General features: G+C 61.6%; 22 protein-coding genes. 7 read left to right on the top strand and 15 right to left on the bottom strand.

Annotation, left to right across the window (positions count from 1 at the left end):
- Positions 1–216 carry a DUF1127 domain-containing protein gene (locus tag NLY33_RS20455; RefSeq protein WP_023709219.1) on the top strand — a complete coding sequence of 72 codons (216 nt, stop codon included), beginning with the start codon at positions 1–3 and terminating at the stop codon, positions 214–216.
- 93 nt (positions 217–309) lie between these two features.
- Here the strand turns inward: NLY33_RS20455 and NLY33_RS20450 are convergent, their stop codons facing one another.
- Genes NLY33_RS20450 through NLY33_RS20440 form a run of 3 tightly spaced genes read right to left on the bottom strand, consistent with a single transcriptional unit; the run spans position 310 to position 4036 of the window.
- On the bottom strand, positions 310–1587 hold the full coding sequence (locus NLY33_RS20450; RefSeq protein ID WP_245261116.1) for an MFS transporter: 1278 nt from the start codon (positions 1585–1587) through the stop codon (positions 310–312).
- Positions 1588–1625: 38 nt separating this feature from the next.
- The gene (gene chrA, locus NLY33_RS20445) at positions 1626–3041 is read right to left on the bottom strand and encodes a chromate efflux transporter (protein WP_023708322.1); all 1416 of its coding nucleotides are present in this window, start codon (positions 3039–3041) and stop codon (positions 1626–1628) included.
- A gap of 17 nt (positions 3042–3058) precedes the next feature.
- Positions 3059–4036: a chromate resistance protein ChrB domain-containing protein gene (locus tag NLY33_RS20440; RefSeq protein WP_023708321.1), complete on the bottom strand. Its 978-nt coding sequence runs from the start codon at positions 4034–4036 to the stop codon at positions 3059–3061.
- Between the two features lie 109 nt (positions 4037–4145).
- Here NLY33_RS20440 and NLY33_RS29540 point away from each other — a divergent pair, with 109 nt between their 5' ends.
- From NLY33_RS29540 to NLY33_RS20415, 5 genes are all read left to right on the top strand, one after another.
- Positions 4146–5120 carry a Fe-Mn family superoxide dismutase gene (locus NLY33_RS29540; RefSeq protein WP_023708320.1) on the top strand — a complete coding sequence of 325 codons (975 nt, stop codon included), beginning with the start codon at positions 4146–4148 and terminating at the stop codon, positions 5118–5120.
- Positions 5117–5587 (top strand): chromate resistance protein ChrB domain-containing protein, encoded by a 471-nt coding sequence (locus NLY33_RS20430; protein WP_023708319.1) that lies wholly within the window; start codon positions 5117–5119, stop codon positions 5585–5587. Before NLY33_RS29540 ends, NLY33_RS20430 begins: the two co-directional genes overlap by 4 nt.
- A 14-nt stretch (positions 5588–5601) precedes the next feature.
- Positions 5602–6882 (top strand): cytochrome b, encoded by a 1281-nt coding sequence (locus NLY33_RS20425; protein ID WP_031196307.1) that lies wholly within the window; start codon positions 5602–5604, stop codon positions 6880–6882.
- Between the two features lie 119 nt (positions 6883–7001).
- Positions 7002–7904 (top strand): DUF1259 domain-containing protein, encoded by a 903-nt coding sequence (locus NLY33_RS20420; protein WP_023708317.1) that lies wholly within the window; start codon positions 7002–7004, stop codon positions 7902–7904.
- A gap of 11 nt (positions 7905–7915) precedes the next feature.
- The gene (locus NLY33_RS20415) at positions 7916–8998 is read left to right on the top strand and encodes a YncE family protein (protein ID WP_023708316.1); all 1083 of its coding nucleotides are present in this window, start codon (positions 7916–7918) and stop codon (positions 8996–8998) included.
- Here the strand turns inward: NLY33_RS20415 and NLY33_RS20410 are convergent.
- From NLY33_RS20410 to NLY33_RS20400, 3 genes are all read right to left on the bottom strand, one after another.
- The gene (locus tag NLY33_RS20410) at positions 8955–9668 is read right to left on the bottom strand and encodes a HoxN/HupN/NixA family nickel/cobalt transporter (RefSeq protein ID WP_023708315.1); all 714 of its coding nucleotides are present in this window, start codon (positions 9666–9668) and stop codon (positions 8955–8957) included. The genes NLY33_RS20415 and NLY33_RS20410 overlap by 44 nt on opposite strands.
- Before the next feature lie 21 nt (positions 9669–9689).
- The gene (locus NLY33_RS20405) at positions 9690–10334 is read right to left on the bottom strand and encodes a DUF1007 family protein (RefSeq protein WP_023708314.1); all 645 of its coding nucleotides are present in this window, start codon (positions 10332–10334) and stop codon (positions 9690–9692) included.
- A gap of 114 nt (positions 10335–10448) precedes the next feature.
- The gene (locus NLY33_RS20400; protein WP_084565801.1) at positions 10449–11336 is read right to left on the bottom strand and encodes a class I SAM-dependent methyltransferase; all 888 of its coding nucleotides are present in this window, start codon (positions 11334–11336) and stop codon (positions 10449–10451) included.
- Positions 11337–11482: 146 nt separating this feature from the next.
- Here NLY33_RS20400 and NLY33_RS20395 point away from each other — a divergent pair, with 146 nt between their 5' ends.
- The gene (locus NLY33_RS20395) at positions 11483–12070 is read left to right on the top strand and encodes a TetR/AcrR family transcriptional regulator (protein WP_023708312.1); all 588 of its coding nucleotides are present in this window, start codon (positions 11483–11485) and stop codon (positions 12068–12070) included.
- On the opposite strand, the gene NLY33_RS20390 is transcribed toward NLY33_RS20395, so the two are convergent.
- From NLY33_RS20390 to NLY33_RS20350, 9 genes are all read right to left on the bottom strand, one after another.
- Positions 12071–12598, bottom strand: coding sequence for a hypothetical protein (locus tag NLY33_RS20390; protein ID WP_023708311.1), 528 nt, complete (start codon positions 12596–12598; stop codon positions 12071–12073). It lies immediately after the preceding gene.
- A 141-nt stretch (positions 12599–12739) separates the two neighbouring features.
- On the bottom strand, positions 12740–13723 hold the full coding sequence (locus tag NLY33_RS20385; protein WP_023708310.1) for an oligopeptide/dipeptide ABC transporter ATP-binding protein: 984 nt from the start codon (positions 13721–13723) through the stop codon (positions 12740–12742).
- The gene (locus tag NLY33_RS20380) at positions 13716–14729 is read right to left on the bottom strand and encodes an ABC transporter ATP-binding protein (protein ID WP_023708309.1); all 1014 of its coding nucleotides are present in this window, start codon (positions 14727–14729) and stop codon (positions 13716–13718) included. The genes NLY33_RS20385 and NLY33_RS20380 overlap by 8 nt, the downstream gene beginning before the upstream one ends.
- Positions 14726–15637, bottom strand: a complete 912-nt coding sequence (locus tag NLY33_RS20375; protein ID WP_050590889.1) for an ABC transporter permease — start codon at positions 15635–15637, stop codon at positions 14726–14728. Before NLY33_RS20375 ends, NLY33_RS20380 begins: the two co-directional genes overlap by 4 nt.
- Before the next feature lie 4 nt (positions 15638–15641).
- On the bottom strand, positions 15642–16583 hold the full coding sequence (locus NLY33_RS20370) for an ABC transporter permease (RefSeq protein WP_023708307.1): 942 nt from the start codon (positions 16581–16583) through the stop codon (positions 15642–15644).
- A gap of 28 nt (positions 16584–16611) precedes the next feature.
- Positions 16612–18174 (bottom strand): ABC transporter substrate-binding protein, encoded by a 1563-nt coding sequence (locus tag NLY33_RS20365; protein ID WP_023708306.1) that lies wholly within the window; start codon positions 18172–18174, stop codon positions 16612–16614.
- 138 nt (positions 18175–18312) lie between these two features.
- Positions 18313–18747, bottom strand: a complete 435-nt coding sequence (locus tag NLY33_RS20360; RefSeq protein WP_031196313.1) for a YqaA family protein — start codon at positions 18745–18747, stop codon at positions 18313–18315.
- 9 nt (positions 18748–18756) lie between these two features.
- Complete coding sequence (locus NLY33_RS20355; RefSeq protein ID WP_023708305.1) at positions 18757–20079, bottom strand: MFS transporter; 1323 nt, start codon at positions 20077–20079, stop codon at positions 18757–18759.
- Between the two features lie 69 nt (positions 20080–20148).
- Entirely contained in the window at positions 20149–21486 is a 1338-nt protein-coding gene (locus NLY33_RS20350) for a cation diffusion facilitator family transporter (protein ID WP_023708304.1), read from the bottom strand.
- Positions 21487–21496: the final 10 nt, after the last annotated feature.

The raw sequence follows: 21496 nt of genomic DNA, 5'->3' as shown, positions 1-21496 counted from the left end.
ATGTTGATTGAGACGCCGAGGCGTTCATCGCCACAGGCAAGTGCCTATCGCGTCATGGAAAATTTAGTGCGCTCGATGGCATCGGTGGCGCGCTGGATCGAAATCCGTCGCCAACGGGCACAACTGGCCGAACTTGAAGATCATCAGCTGGCAGACTTGGGTCTGAGCCCTGCGCAGGTTCGGAAGGAATGCGCAAAGTGGCCGTGGCAGGCCTAATTCTCGACTGAGGCCGACATCCTCACGGGCAGCGCACGGTCATCATTTCGCTTGTCGTTGCCAAGTCAGGCAAGGCACTTGCGGCGGCGGCTACTAACCATCCCGACGTTCCTCTGGCGGACGAACCTTACGGAACATTGTAAGCAGAAGGATGTCGTAGACAATTTTCAAGGCGCCCGCGATGAGCAGCGGCCAACCGAAACCGGAAATTGCGAGTAGCGAGCCGGCAAGCATCGGACTGGCGGCCGCCGCGAGGCTGCGAGGCACAGCGGTGACACTCGCCGCCGCGGCTCGCTCACCCGGCGTCACCACAGCCATGACGTAGGAGGTGCGGGTCGGTACATCCATCTGCGACAACGCGCTCCTGATCAGCAGAAGGACAATGACCGGCCCCAGGCTCGGCATGAAGGGAATGAGCAAAAGGCAAAGACTGGACGGCAGGTGCGTAAACACCATGGTGTTTACGAGCCCGATCCGTTTGGAGATTTGCACTGCCACCAGATACGACCCGGCCGACAGGATGCCCGTCAAGAAGAAGATCGCACCCGTGGCAGCGAGTGATAGGCCGAACTGTTGGAAAAGCCACAGAGCCAACAATGACTGGACCACGAAGCCTCCCGCAAAGGCATCAAGGCTGAAGAGCGCAGCGAGCGTGAGGACGATGGCTCGAGACTTGCGCAATGGCTCTGCCGGTACCGCACCAGCATCGAGCGGCTCGTCCGGCAGTTGCCGATAAAGGAGCAGCGCTCCTACTCCCAGAAAGGCATAAAGCAGGAAGGCGATCTGGAGAGCTTGCTTGATGTCCAGGTCGACAATCTGGCGGAGTAGGTCGGGGACGCCAGCCGCCAGAGCCCCGACGGCCCCAACAAGTGAACCGACGAGACTGTAGCGTGCAAAGAGCGCGGTGCGGTCGCGATCAGTGACGCTGTGAGCGAGTTGCGCGTGCTCCAGCGGCAGAAACACACTGACGTCGCCCGAGGATGGGTTCAGCGTTCCGACGAATGCGATAAGGAGCAGCGGCCAGAAATCGTGAACCAACGCGAAGGCGATCCCCGTGACGACCATCAGGACGGCGGCTGCAATCAGCAGAGAGCGGCGGGAGAAATGGTGCGCGACAAACCCGACTGCCAAGGTGAGCGCCGCCGAACCCGCGAGCGTCGCCGTTGCGAGTGTCCCGATCTCGAAAGCGTTGAAGCCGAGCGCGGCCAAATAGGCGGGAAGCAGGAGACTGACCAGTCCATCACCGAACGCCCGTAACCCCCTCGAAGTCAGCAGGTACGTGGCTGCCGGCCCGGCACCGGAAGGCAGGAGTGCAAACCGCCGTCTTGCAGCCGGTTCGCGCAAAGCATGCATCGGCCTTTGGGCTGTCAAGAATGCCTCCCGGTGAATGATTACGCCGACCGCACAGCTTAAATCGATCCGCTGGCCACCCCGTACAGTAAGCCGAGGATCGAGCATGCGGCGAGCACTGGGATCATACCGATCTTGAAACGGAATACCGCCAGCAGCGCCCCGAGCGTCAGCACCAGAGACGGCAGGTTGATGGAGTTGAACACGGGAACGTCCAGCGTCATGCCCAGCCAGCTGACCTCACGCAGCTCGCGGAACAGCACGTGAAGCGCGAACCACACCGCCAGGTTCAAGATCACTCCAACCACCGCTGCCGTGATGGTCGACAGCGCCGCTGACAAGGCCTTGTTGCTGCGCATCGACTCTATGTACGGCGCGCCGAGAAAGATCCAGAGAAAACACGGGACGAAGGTCACCCACGTCGTCAGAAGGCCGCCGAGCGTTCCGGCGACCAACGAATTAAGCACGCCCGGTGCCCGGTAAGCTCCCATGAAACCGACAAACTGGGTGACCATGATCAGCGGACCGGGTGTCGTTTCTGCCATGCCGAGGCCGTCCAGCATCTCCCCCGGCTTGAGCCAGCCATAATGTTCAACGCCTTGCTGGGCGACATAGGCAAGCACCGCATAGGCACCGCCAAAGGTGACCACTGCCATCTTGGAAAAGAAGATCGCGATGTCGGTGAAGACGTTGCCTTGCCCAAGGAATACAAGCAGCCCGAGGACCGGGACCAACCACAGCAGCAATCCCACCCCGGCGACCTCGAACCACCACCGGGCGGATGGCCGTGCATGAGCCGGCACCCCTTCGCCAAGTGCCGAGTCGGCATCATTAACCTGGGTGCCGCCAAGCTTGCCGTGTCCGTTGCCTGTCTGGAATGCAGCCCAACCCATCTTGCCGCCGGCGTAACCGATCACAGCCGCGACCAGGATGACCAGCGGAAACGGCGCCTGGAAGAAGAACAAGGCAATGAAGGCTGCTGCAGCGAGGCCTACCATCACGTTGTTCCTGAGCGCCCGCCTGCCGATCCGCAGGACCGCTTCGAGAACGATGGCCAGAACTGCAGCCTTCAGGCCGAAGAAGAGCGCCGGGACGGCGCCGACGTTGCCGATGATTGCGTAAATCCAGCTGAGCGCCATGATGGCGATCGCGCCTGGAAGCACGAACAAGATTCCGGCGACGAGACCACCTTTGGTCTTGTGCATAAGCCAGCCGATATAGATGGCCAATTGCTGCGCCTCCGGACCGGGCAGCAGGGTGCAGTAGTTGAGCGCATGCAGGAATCTGGTCTCGCCGATCCAGCGTTTTTCTTCCACGATGATCCTGTGCATCATGGCGATCTGGCCGGCCGGGCCGCCGAAACTGAGCATTGCCACGCGAGCCCACACCCGCATGGCGGCGGCAAACGAAATGCCATGGTCGTGGGTTTCGGCCGACTGCGGCTGGGTCGCGATGGGCTGCGCTAGATCGGCCATTGCTTGGGTCCTGACGGTCATCCGCGTTTCTTGCGGAAATACTGATAGAGGTTGTCGAAGACAGGAGCGCCCTGCGCGATCCGTTGCTCGTCGCTCTCGTTCGCCATGGCGATGCCGGCGATCAGGCTGGCAATGCCCGTTGCCTCCTCGCGGCCGAACTTCCCGTCCTTGAGGTCGATGTCATGGACGATTTCGGCGATGGCCTGCAGTGCCGGATCGTTCATTCCGGCCCGGGTAAGCAGCACCTCAAAGCTGCAGCGGTCGCCTTCATGGGTGATTTCGCCCTCGAACATGTCGAAGCGCAATTCCCCCTCGTTCGGCACGTATCCCTTGCCCGCCACGAAGCGAATGATCGCATCGGCATCGATAAAGCGACGGATCAGCCAGCTGCAGGCGATCCGGTCGACGTACACGTCCCGGCGCGTGACCCAAATCCGGCCCTTGAGCTCGCTCGGCTCGGACGCCTTCTTCGGTTCCTTGGTCATGGCCTTGTCCTCTATAAGCTGTGCCTCGAGCTCGGCGATCAGTCCCTCGCTGGCGAGACGGCCGTTGGCGCCGAAGAAGTCGATCGTCACGACGTCCGCGAGCCGCTTGCGCAAGCGGCCGAGTTGCGGACGCGCTTCCGCATATTTTTCCGCTGTCGCGTCGGTCTTGATTGCTGCGGCCAGAGCGCGCGCTTCCTCGACGATCTCTGCATAATCGGCGTCACGGGAGGCGTCGAAGAGCGCCCGGACCTGGGTGTCGGACAAACCATCGACGAGGCGCGCCTCGCACATCATCGCTTCGCCGCCGCCAGCGACGATCTCCTTGAGAAGCCATTCGAAATCCTCCTGCATCTCGGCATTGGCCGGCAGGGCGTAAACGGTGCTTTTGACTGCGACCGCGCCGATGCCTTGCAACCGTCGCCAGATCTTCACCCGGAAGTAGGCGGGCTTGCTTGGCAGTTGATGGATCAGCAGCAGCCAGCGCTGCTCCTGCGATTGCCCCTCACTCATAAGTGAACCGTATCACGAACAAGGCCAAATGCAACACTTGTATCATTTTACATTCAGGCATAGCGTTCGCCTCCTCACGGATGGGCCGTGCCGCAGAGTGGGGAAACCGATGCCACACCAGATCATGCCGCTGCCGTTCAAGCCGCCTCGCCTCGTCGGCCTATCCGAGCGGCTGTTGGCAAGCCACTACGAAAACAATTACGGCGGTGCCGTTCGTCGTCTCAACGCCATCGAACGGCGGCTCGACGAACTCGATTGGAGCGCAGCACCCGTCTTCGACATCAACGGGCTGAAGCGCGAAGAATTGGTCGCCGCCAATTCAGCGATCCTGCACGAAATCTATTTCGATGGGCTCGGAGGCTCAGGCGATGCCGGAGGCGATCTCGCTGCTGCTCTTGAGCGCGACTTCGGCAGCGTGGCAGCATGGCGCACCAAGTTCATGGCTTGTGCGAAGGCGCAAGCCGGCGGTTCGGGATGGACCTTGCTGACCTGGTCGGAGCGCCGCGATCGGCTGACGATCCAATGGGCAGCGGACCATACCAACTGTCTCGCCGGCGGCGTCCCGATCCTCGCGCTCGACATGTACGAACATGCCTACCACCTCGATTTCGGCGCCAAGGCCGGCGCCTATGTCGACGCCTTCATGAAGAACATCCATTGGGAGCGGGTTGCTACTCGCCACCAGCGAGCAGTCGCTCTACGGGACCGTTGGGCGCCCCCAGTTTCTGATGACGGCATTCAAACGGTCGCGCCAGAGGAGTTGCGGGCGCGTCTCGATCACGGAGACGATCTCGTCGTGCTCGACGTCTGCCTCGCTGAGGATCTGGCAAAACGCAGCGATATGTTGCCGGGGGCCAAGGTCCGCGCGCCCGAGAAGATCGCCGATTGGGCGGATGAACTGCCGAGGGACAGACCGGTCATCGTTTATTGCGTCTACGGCTTCCAGGTCAGCGGTGACGCCGTCGCCGAACTGCGTCGCCGCGGCATCGATGCAAGTGCGCTTTCCGGCGGCATCGCCGCCTGGCATGCGATCGGCGCGCCAACCGTCCCGCTGGTGATGAGCGAAGAAAGGATTGCGTCATGAAATGGGTTACCCGTGAACGTCCGGTCATCGACCGCATTGCCTGCCCCTGGCTGATTGCGCGCTTCATCGACAAGCAACCTGAGTTTCTCTTTGTGCCGACCGATCAGGTGATGCGTGTTGCCCAAGATACAGGCGCGACGCCCTACGACGTGCCTGGTGTCGAATTCACCCATATCGGCGACGGCTGCAGCTTCGATACCTTCGTTTCCAAACACGGTCTCGAGGGCGACCCGGCCATCGTGACCATTGCCGCGATCGTGCGCGGCGCCGACACGGATCGGCACGATCTCACGCCGCAGTCGGCAGGGCTGCTGGCGATCTCCATGGGACTGCGGGACGTGACGCCCGACGACCACGAGGTGCTCAAGCACGGCTTCGTCATTTACGACGCGCTCTACGCCTGGGCTTCGGGCCGCAAAGCAGAGACGCACAGCTGGCCTCCCGCGACGAAGCCGGCGGCCGCCTGAGCGGAGCATGCGAAATGGTGGACCAATCGAATGAGGGCGTCACAGGACGTCAGCCAAGCAGCCGCGTGGTTCAGTGGATTGACCACCGACTGCCGGTTTTCACCTTCGTCAATCATGAATTGAACGACTATCCGACGCCAAGAAATCTGAACTATTTGTGGAATTTCGGTTCGCTCGCCGGGTTCATGCTGGTCGTCATGATCTTCACCGGCGTGGTGCTCGCAATGCACTACACAGCGGATTCGAAGCTCGCCTTCGGCTCCGTCGAGCACATCATGCGCGACGTAAACTACGGATGGATGATCCGCTACATCCACCTGAACGGCGCATCGTTCTTCTTCATCGCAACGTACATCCATATCTTTCGCGGCCTCTATTACGGCTCGTACAAGGCACCGCGCGAGCTGTTGTGGATGCTGGGGGTAGTCATCCTGCTGCTGATGATGGCGACCGCCTTCTTTGGCTATGTCCTGCCATGGAGCCAGATGGGGTTTTGGGGCGCAACGGTGATCACCAACCTGTTCTCCGCAATTCCGGTAGTCGGAGAGAGCATCGTCACGTGGCTTTGGGGCGGCTTCTCCGTCGACAATCCGACGCTGCAGCGCTTCTATGCCCTGCACTACCTCCTGCCGTTCGTCATCGTCGGCGTCGTAATGCTGCATCTCGTCGCATTGCATCGGCACGGTTCCAACAATCCGCTCGGCATCGACCGCAACGGGCCGGGAGATAGCATCCCCTTCCACCCCTATTACACGGTCAAAGACCTGCTCGGCTTGGCGGCGTTCCTGCTGGTATTCGCCTTCTTCGTCTTCTACCTGCCGAATTATCTGAATTCCACCGACGCCTTCATCCCGGCCAATCCACTGCAAACGCCCGCCGAGGTCGTGCCGCAATGGTATTTCCTGCCGTTCTACGCAATCTTGCGCTCGATCCCGAACAAGCTTGCCGGCGTCATCGCTATGTTCTCGGCCGTGGCTGTCCTCTTCATCCTACCCTGGCTGGATACATCGAAGGTCCGCAGTGCCCGCTTCCGGCCAATATACAAATGGATCTTCTGGCTCCTGGTCATCGACGTCATCGTTTTGGGCTGGGTCGGCGCCAACAAGCCGGAAGGCCTTTTCGTTCTCATCGGCCGCGTTGGCACGTTCTATTACTTCTTCCACTTCCTGGTCGTGATGCCGTTCCTCGGCATTTTCGAGCGGCCGCTGCCGCTCCCGACCAGCATCGTCTCGGCAGTCCTGCCGAAGGGTGGCCCGCATCCTGCCACAGCGCAGGTGATGGCGGATACGCCGTAACCAATCCAGCCGTCGAGTACCGCACCTGTCCCTAGTGGCACGGCGACGGCGAAACCAACCCAAATGCCGAGGATCACGGCCGACTGATCGATTCACAGTGAAGAAAGAGGAATACCGCTATGACACTACTTACCCGCCTGGCAGTTCTCATTGCCGCCGCAACTCTCGTCACCCCCTCGTTCGCCGCCAATCCCGATTGGAGTCAAGTCGGAAAGGCGCTGGGCAAAGGAGGAACCACGCAGGCCGACGGCGTCTATAGAGTTGGCTTGCCACGAACCGACCTGAAAGTTTCGCTCGATGGCGTATCGCTGAAGCCAGGATTTGCCCTCGGAGGCTGGATAGCGTTCGAACCAATGGGGAATCAGGCAATGGTCATGGGTGACATCGTTCTCACGCAGGACGAGGTGAACCCGGTCATGAAGAAGCTTCAAGAAGGTGGGATCGAGATCACTGCATTGCACAACCATTTGCTGCGCGCGGAGCCAATGACCCTCTTCATGCACGTCTTCGGCCAGGGCGACCCGGCCATGCTGGCCACAGCGCTTCATGCCGGGTTGGCGCTGAGCAAGACACCGATGGAGACTGCCGCGTCCGGTGCCGCACAGCCGCAACCCGCCACCCAGCAGATCGAGTTCGACACGGCGGCCGTCGACAAGGCTATTGGTCATAAAGGCAAGGCCAATGGCGGCGTTTATCAGTTCACCATCCCACGAGCCGAAACGATCACCGACGGCGGCATGACGGTACCAGCGTCGATGGGTACCGCCATTGGCATCAACTTCCAACCGACCGGAGGAGGCAAGGCGGCGATCACGGGCGATTTTGTACTGATCTCATCGGAGGTCAATCCAGTCATCAAAGCCTTGCAAGACAGCGGCATCGAGATCACGGCACTGCATAGCCACATGATCGATGAGCAGCCGCGGCTCTTCTTCATGCATTTCTGGGCGAATGACGACGCCGCCAAGCTTGCGCGCGGCCTCAAGGCGGCTCTCGACAAGATGAACCTCGCGAACAGCTAGGGTCGGGTCCAGTGCGCGCCGCCAGTGTGGCCCTTGGGCTTATCGCCACGATCCCCCTGACCGTATGCTCCGTCGGCCCGGCTGCGGCGGAGCCGCCTCTGATCCTCGAGCGAACAATCCCGCTCGAAACCGTCTCGGGCCGCATCGATCACATGGCGATCGATCGTGCTGGAGGGCGACTGTTCGTCGCCGAACTCGGCAACGACAGCGTCGATGTTGTCGACCTTCAGACCGGTAAGATCCTCCACAGGATCACCGGCCTGAAGGAGCCGCAGGGCGTCGCATATCTTGCCGATCAGGACGTGATCGTCGTTGCCAATGGCGGCGACGGGTCCGTTCGTTTCTTTCATGCAGGAGATATGTCCTCGCTGGGGACCACTGCTCTGGGCAACGATGCGGACAATGTCCGCATCGATCCGTCTTCCGGCCATGCTTTTGTCGGATATGGTGATGGCGGATTGGCCATCCTCGATCCTGTGACCCATGCCAAGCTTGAAGACATAACGCTGGCCGGTCATCCCGAAAGCTTTCAGCTCGACGCGAAAACGGGCCAGGTGTTCGCGAACGTGCCGGACGCCGGGCAGATCGCCGTCATCGACCTCAAATCGCGCAAGCAGGTGGCTACCTGGAAAATACCAGGCTTGGCGGCGAATTTTCCGATGGCGGTCGACAGCGCGGGGGGCCGGCTTGCAGTTGTGTTCCGCAGTCCGGCAAAGCTTGCCTTGCTGGATGCGGCAACTGGTGCGGTGACAGCGAGCCTCGATACCTGCGGCGATGCTGACGATGTTTTCTTCGACGGCAAGCGCGATCGAATCTATGTGAGCTGCGGAGACGGCGTGATCGACGTTGTCCAGCGCAGCCCAAAAGGGCTCGTGCCGGTCGAACGTGTAGCAACTTCCAGCGGAGCCCGGACCTCGCTCTTCGCACCGGAACTCGATCGCCTCTTTGTTGCCGCGCGTGCCGGATGGCTTGGATCCGGGGCCGCTATTCTCGAATTCCGCCCTTCGCCATCATGTCGATCAGGCATCGGTCGCCCAAGTCAAAAACCTCTTAGTTCGACGAGATCTGCCACACGGCTACGCCAGCTAGAATGAGGCCGGCGATACCTTCGATGGCCCTGGATATGATATCAAACAGGCGTGGCCGGCTGTCGAAGAAATGCACCAGCCGTTCCCGAAACAGGATCGATAACACCGCCACGCAGGACAGGGTCAGCGCCACGCCAACCATCATGGTAATTGCAAACAGGATGCCGGCGAGCGGAACACCTCTGGATATTGCGAAGGTCATCACAAAAAGTGTCAGCGGGCATGGGATCAAGCCGGCCATCACACCCACAGCCTCGCCTTCATGCTTGTGGTGATGACCATGGCTCAGAGCGCGCCAGAGCATCCAGATACCAATCAGGCCAAGCAAGCCGCGGCTGACGTCTTCCAGTAGAGGCGCACGGCCAACACTTCCCAAGGCAATCGATACCAACGGCAACGAGAGCGCCGCGATCAGCACCGCGATCGTCACATGTGTAAAGGAAAGCGTCAGCGACACCAGAAGACCGCGCGAAACCTTTGCATCCGAACCGGCCAAATACGTGGCCAGGACGGCTTTGCTGTGACCCGGCGTCAGGGCATGCGCCGCACCGAACAATACGCCCATCGGCAGAAAGGCCATGAAGGCGAACCAGCCGCCGCCGGCCGAAAGCAGCTTGATCTGCTCGGCCAGCGCCAGGTAGATCGTGCGCTGGAATTCGACAAGCGTCTGGAACATGGCCATCGAAACGGTTCCGCTTCAGCCGCACGTCAATTCAAGGCGCGTCGCGAAAATCTTGCCGAGATCGGTCCCCGTCGGGTCACTGAAGAACGCATCCGTCAGGCTCTTCTGGTTCTGCGCGATGGCCGTGTCCGGATCTGGACGCACGACCGCGCGCGAGCAGCCTTCAGGCAGGCCAGCCACAGCAATCTTGTCGTCGTCGGTAAAATCGATTGCCGTGTAAAAGGTCGGGTCGTAGACGCCGATGGTGACTTTTCCAGCAAGAGCCAACGGGTCCTTCGGCTGCGTTTCGAACTGGACGACGAGTTGATCGTTTTCATAGCTGACGCTAAATTTCGGCGGTGGCGCCATAGCCACGTCCTTGCCATTCAAGGTCACCATCTGAAAGTAGTTGTACTCGGCCAGCGACGCATGGACGGTGAGAGCGACTTCATCGAGTTCCTTGGCATCAAGGACAAGGTCGAAATTCTTGTCGAATTCCATCAGCACAGTGCTGGAAAAGAGGTCGTCGAAACGCCAGGAGTGCCGAAGCGACTTGACCGTCCTGTCTGGACCGACGGTCAGGTCCAGCTTCGCCTCGGCAAACACATGCGGATGGGCGTTCGCCACCGCCGCGGAAGCGAGCAACAGCGCCGCGCCTGATAGCATGCCAGTCAGTCGCATTTTTCGCTCACATCTTGCTCGTCGATTCCGCATCAGGCAGGACACCTGCCATTGCAAGCAGGCCGAAATGGGACATGCCCGAACAGGTCGCCATGCAACTGCGTCTGAGCATGATCACGGCGACGCTCGTTCCGGTTGGTCCTTGTTCGTCGTCGCGCGAATATAGTTCAGGTTCTTGGTACCGACGGCGCCGATATCGCTGACCTGGAATCCGCTCTCGGTCAACAGCGAGGCGACCGAATGCATTTCCACATGACCATGTTTGTGGAGCCCGGGCAATCTGGACTTGCGCACCGGCCTGCCGAAATCGATGAGCAACAGCCGGCCTGCTGGCTTCAAGACGCGTGCCGCCTCGCGGATGAAGGCCGATCGAACGGGCTTCGACAGATGATGCAGCATAAGCGTGCCGACGACGATGTCGAATTGCGCGTCCTTGAAGGGAAGCTCCTGCGCCGTCCCGTTGACGAAAGTCAGATCGAGACCGGACCGCTCGGCCTTGGCGCGCGCCCTCTCGATCATTTCGGCCGACGCATCGACGCCGGTGACGCTTCCGTCCGAACCAACCAGCCGCTTCGCGGCAATGGCAAGGGTTCCCGTTCCACAGGCGACATCGAGCATCGCTTCGCCGGGCTGGAGCTTTGCCGGGCGAAGCATGAACTCGCGAAAGCGGCCCTCGCGGCCAAAGGTCAGAACACGCGCAAGCAAATCATAGGCCGCCGCCCGGTGCAGGACGATGCCGATGCCCCTGTCGCTCGCGCTTTGCGCGCCGTTGCCGACGAGCCCTCTGTGACGCAGGCTGCCCCACAGCGCCAATCCCGCGATCGCCGCAAGGACGAGTCCGTGGAAAGCCGTCGTCCAGGCGCCGGCCTGAACATAGCCCATGCCCAATTTGGCCAGGACGAGGAAGCCGGCGACCAGCGACAGCTTCGCAAGCAGGGCCAGTGCTATCACCCTCTTGCGCGAATGCGATCCGTTACCGGCGTGATGATCAGATGAGTGCATGTCTGGCGACCTTCTGCTTCATTGCGGCGTGCCCAAACCCGATTTGAGCTCCTGGACTTGGCGTATCATAATGGACACAATGTCTGGAAATGCTGTTGTCAGACACCGGAGCTCCGAATGTCCGAAACCGGGCAGTGTAGAGGGCCATGGCCATGAAAATCGAACGGGCGGGCGAGCGGAACACGATCGATCGACGCGTCGCGCGGACGCGCGGCCTGCTGCAGGACGCGCTCATAGCCTTGATCCCGGAGCAGGGATATGTGGCCATCACGGTCGAGGACATTTGCCAGAGGGCAAATATTGGCAGGTCGACCTTCTATACCCACTATGCCGACAAGGATGCTCTGCGCAGCGCGACCATCGAGACGCATCTGCGGTCGATAGGCCGCAGGCGCGAGGCGGCAAGTCAAGAAACAGGTAGCCGCCTGTTCGAGTTCAGCTTGCCCATGTTCGAGCACGCCCATGCATTCCGACGGCTTCACCACGCATTGCTTGCAAGCACCGGCGATACGATCCACGACGAATTGCGCGAGCGTATCCGGCGAGCCGTCCGGGAAGAACTCGTCGAGAAACGGATCGGCGATCGCGGCATGCCTGCCGAATTCGCCATTCAGTTCATCGCCGGAGCATTTCTCGCGGTCCTCGCCTGGTGGGTCGCCACCGACATAAACCTTTCACCGACACAGGCAGATGATCTGTTCCAGAGGATGGCGGGAAAAGGCATCGGCGTGTGACTAGTCGTCGGCTATCGAGCTTGCAATAATCGAATCCGATCGCCCCATTTCGACCGGCGATGTCAAATGGACAAGCTGTTTTCGATTGCCCGCAATCAATATGTAGAGTTTGGAGACCTGATCTCCATTCCGGTTCTCGCCGATTTTTTCGGCGTCCGTCCGGGCGAAGAAACGCTCTTCGAATGCCGTGCGGTCGACGCCGAACAGCCTTATGGAGCAGGTCTGCACGGCCTTGCCTTCCAAGGTGGCTTTGGTCACCGCGATCATGGTTCCGGCTGGTAGATCGCCGCCCGTCACGGCCCAGCCTTGGAAGGCATCGACGTCATCAACCGGCGCAAGCCCAGCTTCACCGGACAACGGTGTCCAGCCGCGTTTTCTGGCGGTGGCGGCGGTTCGTTCGAAGTCGGCTCCATGCGCAAGACAGGTCTCGTGAAAAGCTTCGAGCGCCAGATCGACATTGTCGGCATACACCAGGGGTGATGCCAAGCACCCGCTCGCAAGCATCAGGAAAAAATAAGCTTTCAGCATTGAACCGCACCTCGGGGCTGGAAAACGAGGTAATCCAATCATCAAGCAGGAAATGGTGCCTTCGCGACCGCAGTCAAGAAGCCCAGTCCTTGCGCGGCATCGAACGGTCGAAGACCGCCTCGGCAGTTGAACGCCTGTTTTTCAGATGACCGGCCGGCGGCCGCTATCGGCCAGGTGACAAGCGGCAACGCCGCCATGCGGCACGGATCGCAACAACGGTTCCTCGACCCGGCAGACATCGATCGCCACCGGACAGCGCGTGTTGAACCGGCACCCCGGAGGTGGCGCGCTCGGACTTGGCGGATCGCCGGCTAGAATGATCCGGCGGCGCCCGGCTTCGATGCGAGGATCGGGAGAAGGAACAGCCGACAGCAGCGCCTGACTGTAAGGATGGGCCGGCTGACGAAACAGCGGCCGGGTCGCGCCAGCTTCCGAAATGCGGCCGAGATACATCACCGTCACGTTCGAGCAGACTTCGCGCACGATCGCCAGGTCATGCGCCACAATGACGATGGTCAGACCAAGCTGCTTTTGCAACGACGTAAACAGGTTGACGATCTGCGCCCTGATCGAAACATCGAGCGCGCTCAGCGGTTCGTCGCAGACCAATATGGATGGTTTGAGGGCGAGTGCGCGCGCAATCGAAACACGCTGGCGCTGGCCGCCTGACAGCGAGCGTGGGAGACGGTCGAGCACGGTCTCAGGCAGCGCCACCAGGTCCAGAAGCTCGGCGATGCGGCGGCGGCGCTCGACTGATGAGCCGAAGCGATGGATCTGCAGCGGCTCCTCGAGCGTCTGATAGACGCTCTGGCGGCGGCTCATCGACCCCAACGGATCCTGGAAGACGAACTGGACTTCGCGGCTGAACGACTTTCTGTCCGATTTCAGCCATTCGGCGCGATCTCTGCCCCCAATCAGGACAGTGCCCTCGCTCTCCTTCTGCAGGCCGACGATGGTGCGCGCCAGCGTGGTTTTGCCACAACCGGACTCGCCGACAATGCCGTGGAACGCTCCGCGCGCGACGGTCAGGTCTATGCCGTCGACCGCCCTCACCGCGCCGGTGCCCGAGCGGTTGGCGAAATGCACCTTCAATCCCCTGACTTCGATCGCCGCGACATCAGACATGAACGGCAATCCCTTCCCGCCGAAGCACGACCGGGCAGGCCACGCGATGCGGATTTGCCGAGATCGATATCGTCTGAAGCGGAGGTCGGTGTTTTCGGCAACCGGCTTCGACCAATTCGCAGCGGTCGGCGAAACGGCAACCCGGCTCCAGCCTGATCTGGCTTGGCGGCAGGCCCGGTATCTCGCGCGTAGCCACATTGTCGTCAGCACGAAAATCCGGCACCGATGCGAGCAGCCCACGCGTATAGGGATGGACCGGCTGGGTCAGCACATCCATCGCCGTCCCCTCCTCCGCTACCTGTCCGGCGTAAAGCACGATGACGCGGTCGGCGACGGAAGCAACCACGCCGATGTCGTGCGTGATCAGCACGACCGCGATGCCGTCCTCGCGCTGGATCTGGCGAATGAGCTCCAGAATTTGCGCCTGGACGGTGGCGTCCAGCGCCGTAGTCGGCTCGTCGGCAATCAGCACGCGCGGCCGGGCCGCAAGCGCCAGCGCGATCATCGCGCGTTGCAGCATGCCGCCCGACATTTCGTGCGGATAGCGGTTGTAGCGATCCTCAGGGTCCGGAATGCCAGAGCGTGCCAGAAGCGAAACCGCTTGCCTGCGCGCAGCCTCACGCGACAGGCCGGCGAAGCGGCGCGCCTGGCGCGCCAGTTGCGGGCCGATTTTCAGCATCGGATTGAGCGCGCTCATCGGATCCTGGAAAATCACGCCGAAATAACGCCCGCGAAGATCCGATAATTGTCTGGAATCCATGGCGAGCAGCTCGCTTCCGTCGGCTTGCGCCGACCCCTTCATATTTACCGTCACGCCCTCGGGCAGCAGACCGAGCGGCCCGAGCGTCATGACGGTTTTTCCCGAACCGCTTTCGCCGACGACCGCGACCGTTTCTCCAGGACGGACGTTGAACGACACCCCATCCACAGCCCGCACCGAGACGGTCGTGGCGTAGAGATCGATGACCAAATTTTCGATCGCATAGAGCGGCTGATTGTCACTCATGCTGAAGTCGTCCCGGTTTCGACGGCGTTGCGTTCCGTCTCTTCACGGGCGCGCGCCAGTTTTCGTTTACGCAGCGTTCTGCCGCGAACTGGCCGTGGCACCTTTTGCAGCGCGAAGGCTTCGCCAAGCAGATTGAAGCTGACGACGACAAGTGTCAGTGCGAGCCCTGGCAGCACGACAAGGCGTGGAACCTCCTCGATGTAGCTCATGCCGTCGACGAGCATCTGGCCCCACTCCGGCGTTGGCGGCGCGACGCCAAGTCCAAGAAAGCTGAGCGTAGCGATGGCCAGGACAAGAGCGCCGGCGTCGGCGCTTGCATAGACGACGACCAGGGCAAGTACATGCGGCAGGATATGGCGGACAAATATCCACAGATGGCCAGCGCCCATGACCTTGGCCGCCTCGATATAAGGCTGCTGCAACTCGGCCGTGACGACTGCGCGGCTCATGCGGGCATAGTTCGCCCACCACGCCAAGGTGAGCGCCGTGATCATCGACCAGTAGCCGGTGCCCAGAATGCCGATCAGCGCCAGCGCGATCACCAGGCTCGGAAGCGCCAGCGCAATATCGATGATGCTGATCAGGACGAGTTCGACACGGCCGCCGACATAGCCAGCGAAGGAGCCGATCGTCACGCCGATCGCCAGTGCGGCGACGAGCACGATCACCATCGCCACCAGGGAAATGCGGGCGCCGCCAATGATGCGGCTGAGGACATCACGGCCGAGATAGTCGGTGCCGAGCCAGTGGCTCCAGCTCAGCCCCTCCAATGTCGCCGAATAGTCCTGCGCGCTTGGATCGTAAGGCATGATCACCGGAGCGAAGATGCCGACCAGCACAAAGCCGATGACGGGGAGCAACACCAGCCACGGCCAGTCCTTGATATCCCTGATTGCGGAAATGTTCATCGCCTCATGCTCCCCGCGCCCGGCGCATTCGCGGATCCACAACGATGCAAATCATGTCGACGATGAAATTGACCATGACGAAGAAGACGACAAACAGCAGCAGCACCGACTGCATGCCGATGAAGTCGCGGAAGCGTATCGCCTCGATGAAGAAGGCACCGACGCCACGCAATGCAAATACCGTCTCGACGACGATCGAACCGATGATCATCAGCGTAAACTGCGCTCCGAACGTCGTCAGGAACGGAATGGCGATATTGGGGAGCGCCTCGCGCAGCAGCACCTGGGTTCTCGTGTAGCCCTTGGCGAAGCCCGTCGTCGCAAACGGCCGCGACATCGCTTCCTGGAGGTTGACCCGAACGACGCGGCTGAGAACGGAGGCTGGGAACAGCGCGATCGTCACCCATGGCAGAAGCCATGAGGTCAAGCCGCTGGTGCCGAAGGTGGGCACCCAGCCAAGCATCACCGAAAACACGATGACCAGCAGCGCCGCCACGAAGAAGTTCGGGGTCGATGCGCCGATCAGGGAAAATGCGTGCAGAAACCTGTCCATGAAGCCGCCATTGCTGACGGCCCCGGCAATGCCAAGCGTGATCGACAGGACGAAGGCGAGAACACCGCCGCCGGCAAGCAGCGCCGCCGTCATCGGAATGCGGGCGGCAAACTCCTGAGAAATCGGCTTTCCCGTTCGCAACGAAATGCCGAAATCGCCGGCCAGCGCGCTGGCCAGCCAGCGTCCATAGCGGGTCGGCAGCGGGTCATGAAGGCCAAGCTCGTTGCCGATCCTGGTGATCATTTCGGCGTCCGCGCCGGGGCCCGCCGCACGCTCGGCAATCAGCGCCGCAACATTGCCCGGCGCCGCCGCAACCAGGGCGAATGTCAGCGCGGATGCCGCCAAGATCAAAAGGCAGGCAAGCAGCATCCGTCGCAGGATCGTGCGTTTCATCGTCAGGCCTCGCTTGGGCTCGAAGTCTTCAGGCCTTCAGCGTGATCGCCTTGAACGGCAGATCATAGTCGGTCGCCGGGAGCGAGAAATTCTCCGCGCGCGGATTGTGGGCCCACAGTCTCTGGCTGACGACGAGAGGACAGATGGCGGTGTTGTCGTGGAGCCAGTCGTAGAGGGCCTGCATCTTCAGGTCGCGTTCGGCGCCGCTCGCCTCGAGCGCAGCCTTGACGACGCCGTCGAGCGCGTCGGAGACGTAGATCTTGCCGTCAGGGCCGCTGTCGGCGGTCGAGACGAAGGCGTTGCCCAGCGTGCCGTGCGGATCGTAGGGCGCTCCGTAGGTGGTGAATAAAGCCAGGTCATAGTTGAAGGCCGGACGCCGTTCATGCATGGTGGCATTGTCCACCGAGGACACCTGGACCTGGAAACCGACCTCGGACAACTGACCCTGGATCATTTCGGCGATGCGCCGCGATCCCGGCAGGGACTCTTCGGAAACGAGAAAATCGATGGTCAGTGGAGAGCCGGCCTTGGTCCAGGCACCACCGCTGTCGACCCAGCCGCCATCGGCAAGGATCTTCTTGGCCGCCGCCACGTCGCGCACCGGCACGTCATGCCGCTTGCCCGAGGAAGGCACGTTCGCCGGGAACAGATCGGCGGCCGGGTCGGCAAAGCCCTCGAACAGCACCTTGGCGATCGCCGCCCGGTCGACCGATGCATAGACGGCGTCACGGACGGCCTTGTCGGCGATGATCTTCGACTTCGGCGAATAGCCGAGCAGCATCGTCGCCGTGCCCGGTTCGGCCACGACCTTCATGCCGTCGCTTTCCAGTGCGCGAGCGCGGCGCGGCGACAGCGTCGCCACCCAGTCGCCACCGATGACATCGAGGTCGCCTGAGCGCAGACCATTGGCGCGAGCGAGTTCGTCCGGAACCACCTTCAATTCCATGCGGCTGAAGAGCGGCTTCTCGCCCCAGTATTTGTCGTTGCGAATGAGGGTGGTGCCGCTCGAATCGTATTTTTCGACGATCCACGGTCCGGTGCCGATCGGCGCCGTCTGCTTGCCATCCTTGTCGACCGCCTTGGGCGACAGGAAACGGACGGGCCGCACGATGGTGAGTTCAAGCAGTGCCGCCGGCACTGGCCGCTTCAGCTTGACCGTCAACTTGTTCGGTCCATCGGTGACGATGCTATCGAAAGCGTCGGAGATGCCGATCCATGAAAAGTCGCTCACCCCCAACCAGCGCTTGAGGTTCCATTCGGCCGCAGCCGAGTCAAACGGTGTGCCGTCGCTGAAAGTCACGCCTTCACGCAGATCGAAAGCGATTGACAATTGATCGTCCGCGACAGTCCATTTGGTGGCAAGTCCCGGCTCAAGCGCGCCGTTCTGGCCGTAGTGGATCAGCGCATCGAAGACGATGGTGTAGGTGCTCAGCGTCGACACGTTCTGCAGCAAATCGAGATCGCCGGTCTCCGCGGCGATGGCAATCTTCAGCGTGTCGTTGGTTTCGGAGAAGGCGCTGCGTGGCAGCGCGGCGGCGAAGGCAAGTCCGGCAGTGGAAACAAGGAAATTGCGGCGGTCGAGAGTGATCATGTCAGTTCCCCATTTTTTGATTGATTTTGAATCATGCTAACTCGGATATGCGATATGTCTATACTTATTCGGTCTGCGTCGGCTCAAGAGAAAGGTCGGAAGCGATGGTCGCGAATGTGTTGCCATGAGCCGCTACATTCAGCTCAGTGTCACCGCCGCGAGCGCTAGGTAGCGGCCAACCTTCGCGATCGTGACGATCACGAGGAAGCTCCAGAACGGCTCCCGCAGGACGCCCGCCACGATCGTCAGCGGATCGCCGACGAGGGGCAACCAGCTCAACAGCAGCGACCATCGTCCATAGCGCTGGTACCATCGCGTCGCGCGCGTCAGTGCGGAGGGCTTCACCGGGAACCATTTGCGGTCGCGAAAGTGATCGACGCCCCGGCCAAGCCACCAATTGACGATCGAGCCGAGCACATTGCCTGCGCTTGCGGAGACGATGAGCAGAGCCGGAGCATAGCTTTCCGTCAGAAGCAGTCCCGCTAGGGCTGCTTCTGATTGCATCGGCAGGATTGTAGCCGCCACGAACGCGGTCAGAAAAAGACCGCCATAGACGGCGAGATCGCCAGGCATGCCGGGCGCTCAACTTGCTTTTGGCCATTGCGGGTGCCGATCATCGACAACGTAACCATGCGAATGCTCATAGCCTGCTTCCGACCATACCGCGTCGCCGATGTGCCGGTCGTCTTTGGGCAGATCGACATGCGTGTGCACAAGCACGTCCGGATCGTGTTTCGGCCACAGCCAGATCGCGGCAATCAGGGCGGCGGCGCCCATGACGCCAAGCAGAATGAATGTGAAGGGCAATCCCATTGCCGCCCCGACGCGGCCGGCAATCGGATAGGTGATCAGCCAGCAGGCATGAGACAGTGCGAATTGAGCGGCAAACAGAGCGGGCCGATCGACGGCATCGGCGGAACGCCTGATCAATCTGCCCGTTGGCGTCTGCGCCAGTGAATAGCCGAGCCCGAGCACGAACCAGAGCGGCAGCAGCAGATAGTAGCTGCTGGCGAGAGGCCCTATCAGCACCCCGGCGACCAGTATCGCGGCGCCCGAGAGCATCGCAACCCGGTCCGGTACGTTCTCAAGCAACCGCGGCAGGGCAAGAGCTGCAATCATCGATCCACCGCCAAAGGCTGCGAGCGCCAGCGCCGTGTCGGTTTGGGAGAGGCCAAATTGCGCCTGCACCAGGACCACCGTGTTGACGATCACCATGGCGCTGGCCGCCGCGACGGCAAGATTAAGGGCCAGCAGGCCGCGCAAACGCGGCGTCGCCAGATAGATGCGGATCCCGCGCGTCGTGCGTTCATAGATGCCGCGCGGCTCCGAGGGCTGCGGGCTGGGCAGAACCACAGAGACGACCAGAGCCGCTGACGCCAGGAACCCGACAACCGTGCCGGCGAACAGGCTATGGAAGCTTATGACTGAAAGCAGCGCCGCCGCGAGGATGGGGCTGACGACGCTTTCCAGGTCGTAGGCCAGTCGCGAGAGCGACAAGGCCCGTGTGTAGTCCTTCTCTTTGGGCAGCACGTCAGGGATCGAAGCCTGGAACGTCGGGGTGAAGCCTGCTGACGCCGACTGCAGGATGAAGATGAGAAGATATATCTGCCAGACTTCGGTGACGAAGGGCAGGAACACGGCGACCCCTGCCCTGATGAGGTCGAGCGAAACCAGCATGGTACGGCGTGGCAGGCGCTCGGCGAACGCGGCAGCAACGGGTGCCACGCCGACATAGGCGATCATCTTGATGGCGAGCGCCGTGCCGAGCACCGCGCCGGCATCGGCGCCGGCAAGGTCATAAGCCAGCAGCCCGAGCGCCACGGTGGCAAGGCCAGTGCCAATCAGGGCGATGACCTGGGCCAGGAAGAGATGACGGTAGGTGCGATTGGCCAAGACCTGAAGCATATTTTTGTCTTCTTGCAGTTCGAGACGGCTCGTCGAGCCAGAGACGGAGTACGAGCCGGCACACGGATCTCAGTGATGGTGGCCTTCGGGTTCGACCATCTTGAACGGCAGCACCTGTTCGCGATCCTTGGCCTTCAGGACCAGTCTTGCCTCGAATTCATGCGGCTCGGCAGGGGCCAACGTGCTCTCAAGGCGATGATGATTGTCGGCGACAGGATCGAGGTGCAACGTCTCCGGCCCCTCTGGCCGGTCGATGATCACCGTCGCCGTCAAATCGTCGGCGTGCCGGTCGATCGTCAGACGCATCCGCTCGCCGGCAGGCGTGTCGACGATCTCCAGCGTCCCCGCAGCCAGATCGCAGTCGACCTTGAACGGCTCCGGCGCATGATGACCATGAGCGTGAGAGGGTTCCGTGCCCTTTTCGGCAGATCCGGCCGGGCTTTCCAGACGCACATTCGCTTCCGCCAACGCCGGCAAGTGGGCGAACAGTTCCTCCTTGAGGGCTTCGGTGACGCCCAGCACATCCTTGGCCGTCGCCGCGTCGGCGACACTGATGGCGACGTCGGCATGCAGGCGGTGGCCGATCCAGCGCGCCTGCACGCTTTGGACACGTTCGATACCGGGCACGTGCTCGGCGGCATGATGGATTTCATCGACGATGCCGGGCTCGACACCGTCGAGCATGCGCGTGAGGACTGCCTTCGAAGACTGCCAGACGATCGCGAAGATGGCCACCGTGATCAAGAGCCCGATGATCGGATCGGCCAGCGGAAACCCCAGCCATACGCCGATAGCACCCAGCACAACCGCCAGACTGGTAAAGCCGTCGGTGCGCGCATGGTAGCCATCCGCGATCAGCGCCGCGCTGTTGATCTCGCGGCCGACCCGGATACGGAACACTGCAACGGCTTCGTTGCCTAAGAAACCGATGATGCCGGCTATGGCGACCCAGCCGAGAAATGCGATCGGCTGCGGATTGATCAACCGGTCGATCGCCTCGTAGCCGGCAACGATGGCGCTGAACAGGATGATGAGGACAATCAGAATTCCGGCCAGATCCTCGACGCGGCCCAGCCCGTAGGTGAACGTCTTGCTCGGTTGGCGACGGGCCAGCATGAAGGCGACCCACAATGGGATGGCGGTGACCGCGTCGCCGACATTGTGGATCGTGTCGGCCAGCAGTGCCACGCTGCCGGAGAGGAACACGACCACGAGCTGAAGCGCCGCCGTGATGGCCAGAACGACGAATGACCATTTGATCGCCCAGATGCCGCGCGTAGTCGTGGCGATCGTCGGGTCGATGACGCCATGGGTGTGACCATGGCCGCCCTCGCCGTGATCATGTCCGTGGCCGCCCATGCCATGCGTCATCGGGCCGAATCCGAACCAATCGCGAACTTTGTCCATTATGGCGCTT

The organism is Mesorhizobium sp. C432A (assembly GCF_030323145.1).
Lineage (GTDB): Bacteria > Pseudomonadota > Alphaproteobacteria > Rhizobiales > Rhizobiaceae > Mesorhizobium.
Note: the sequence above shows the minus strand (reverse complement) of the source record. Positions and strands in the feature narration are given on the sequence as shown.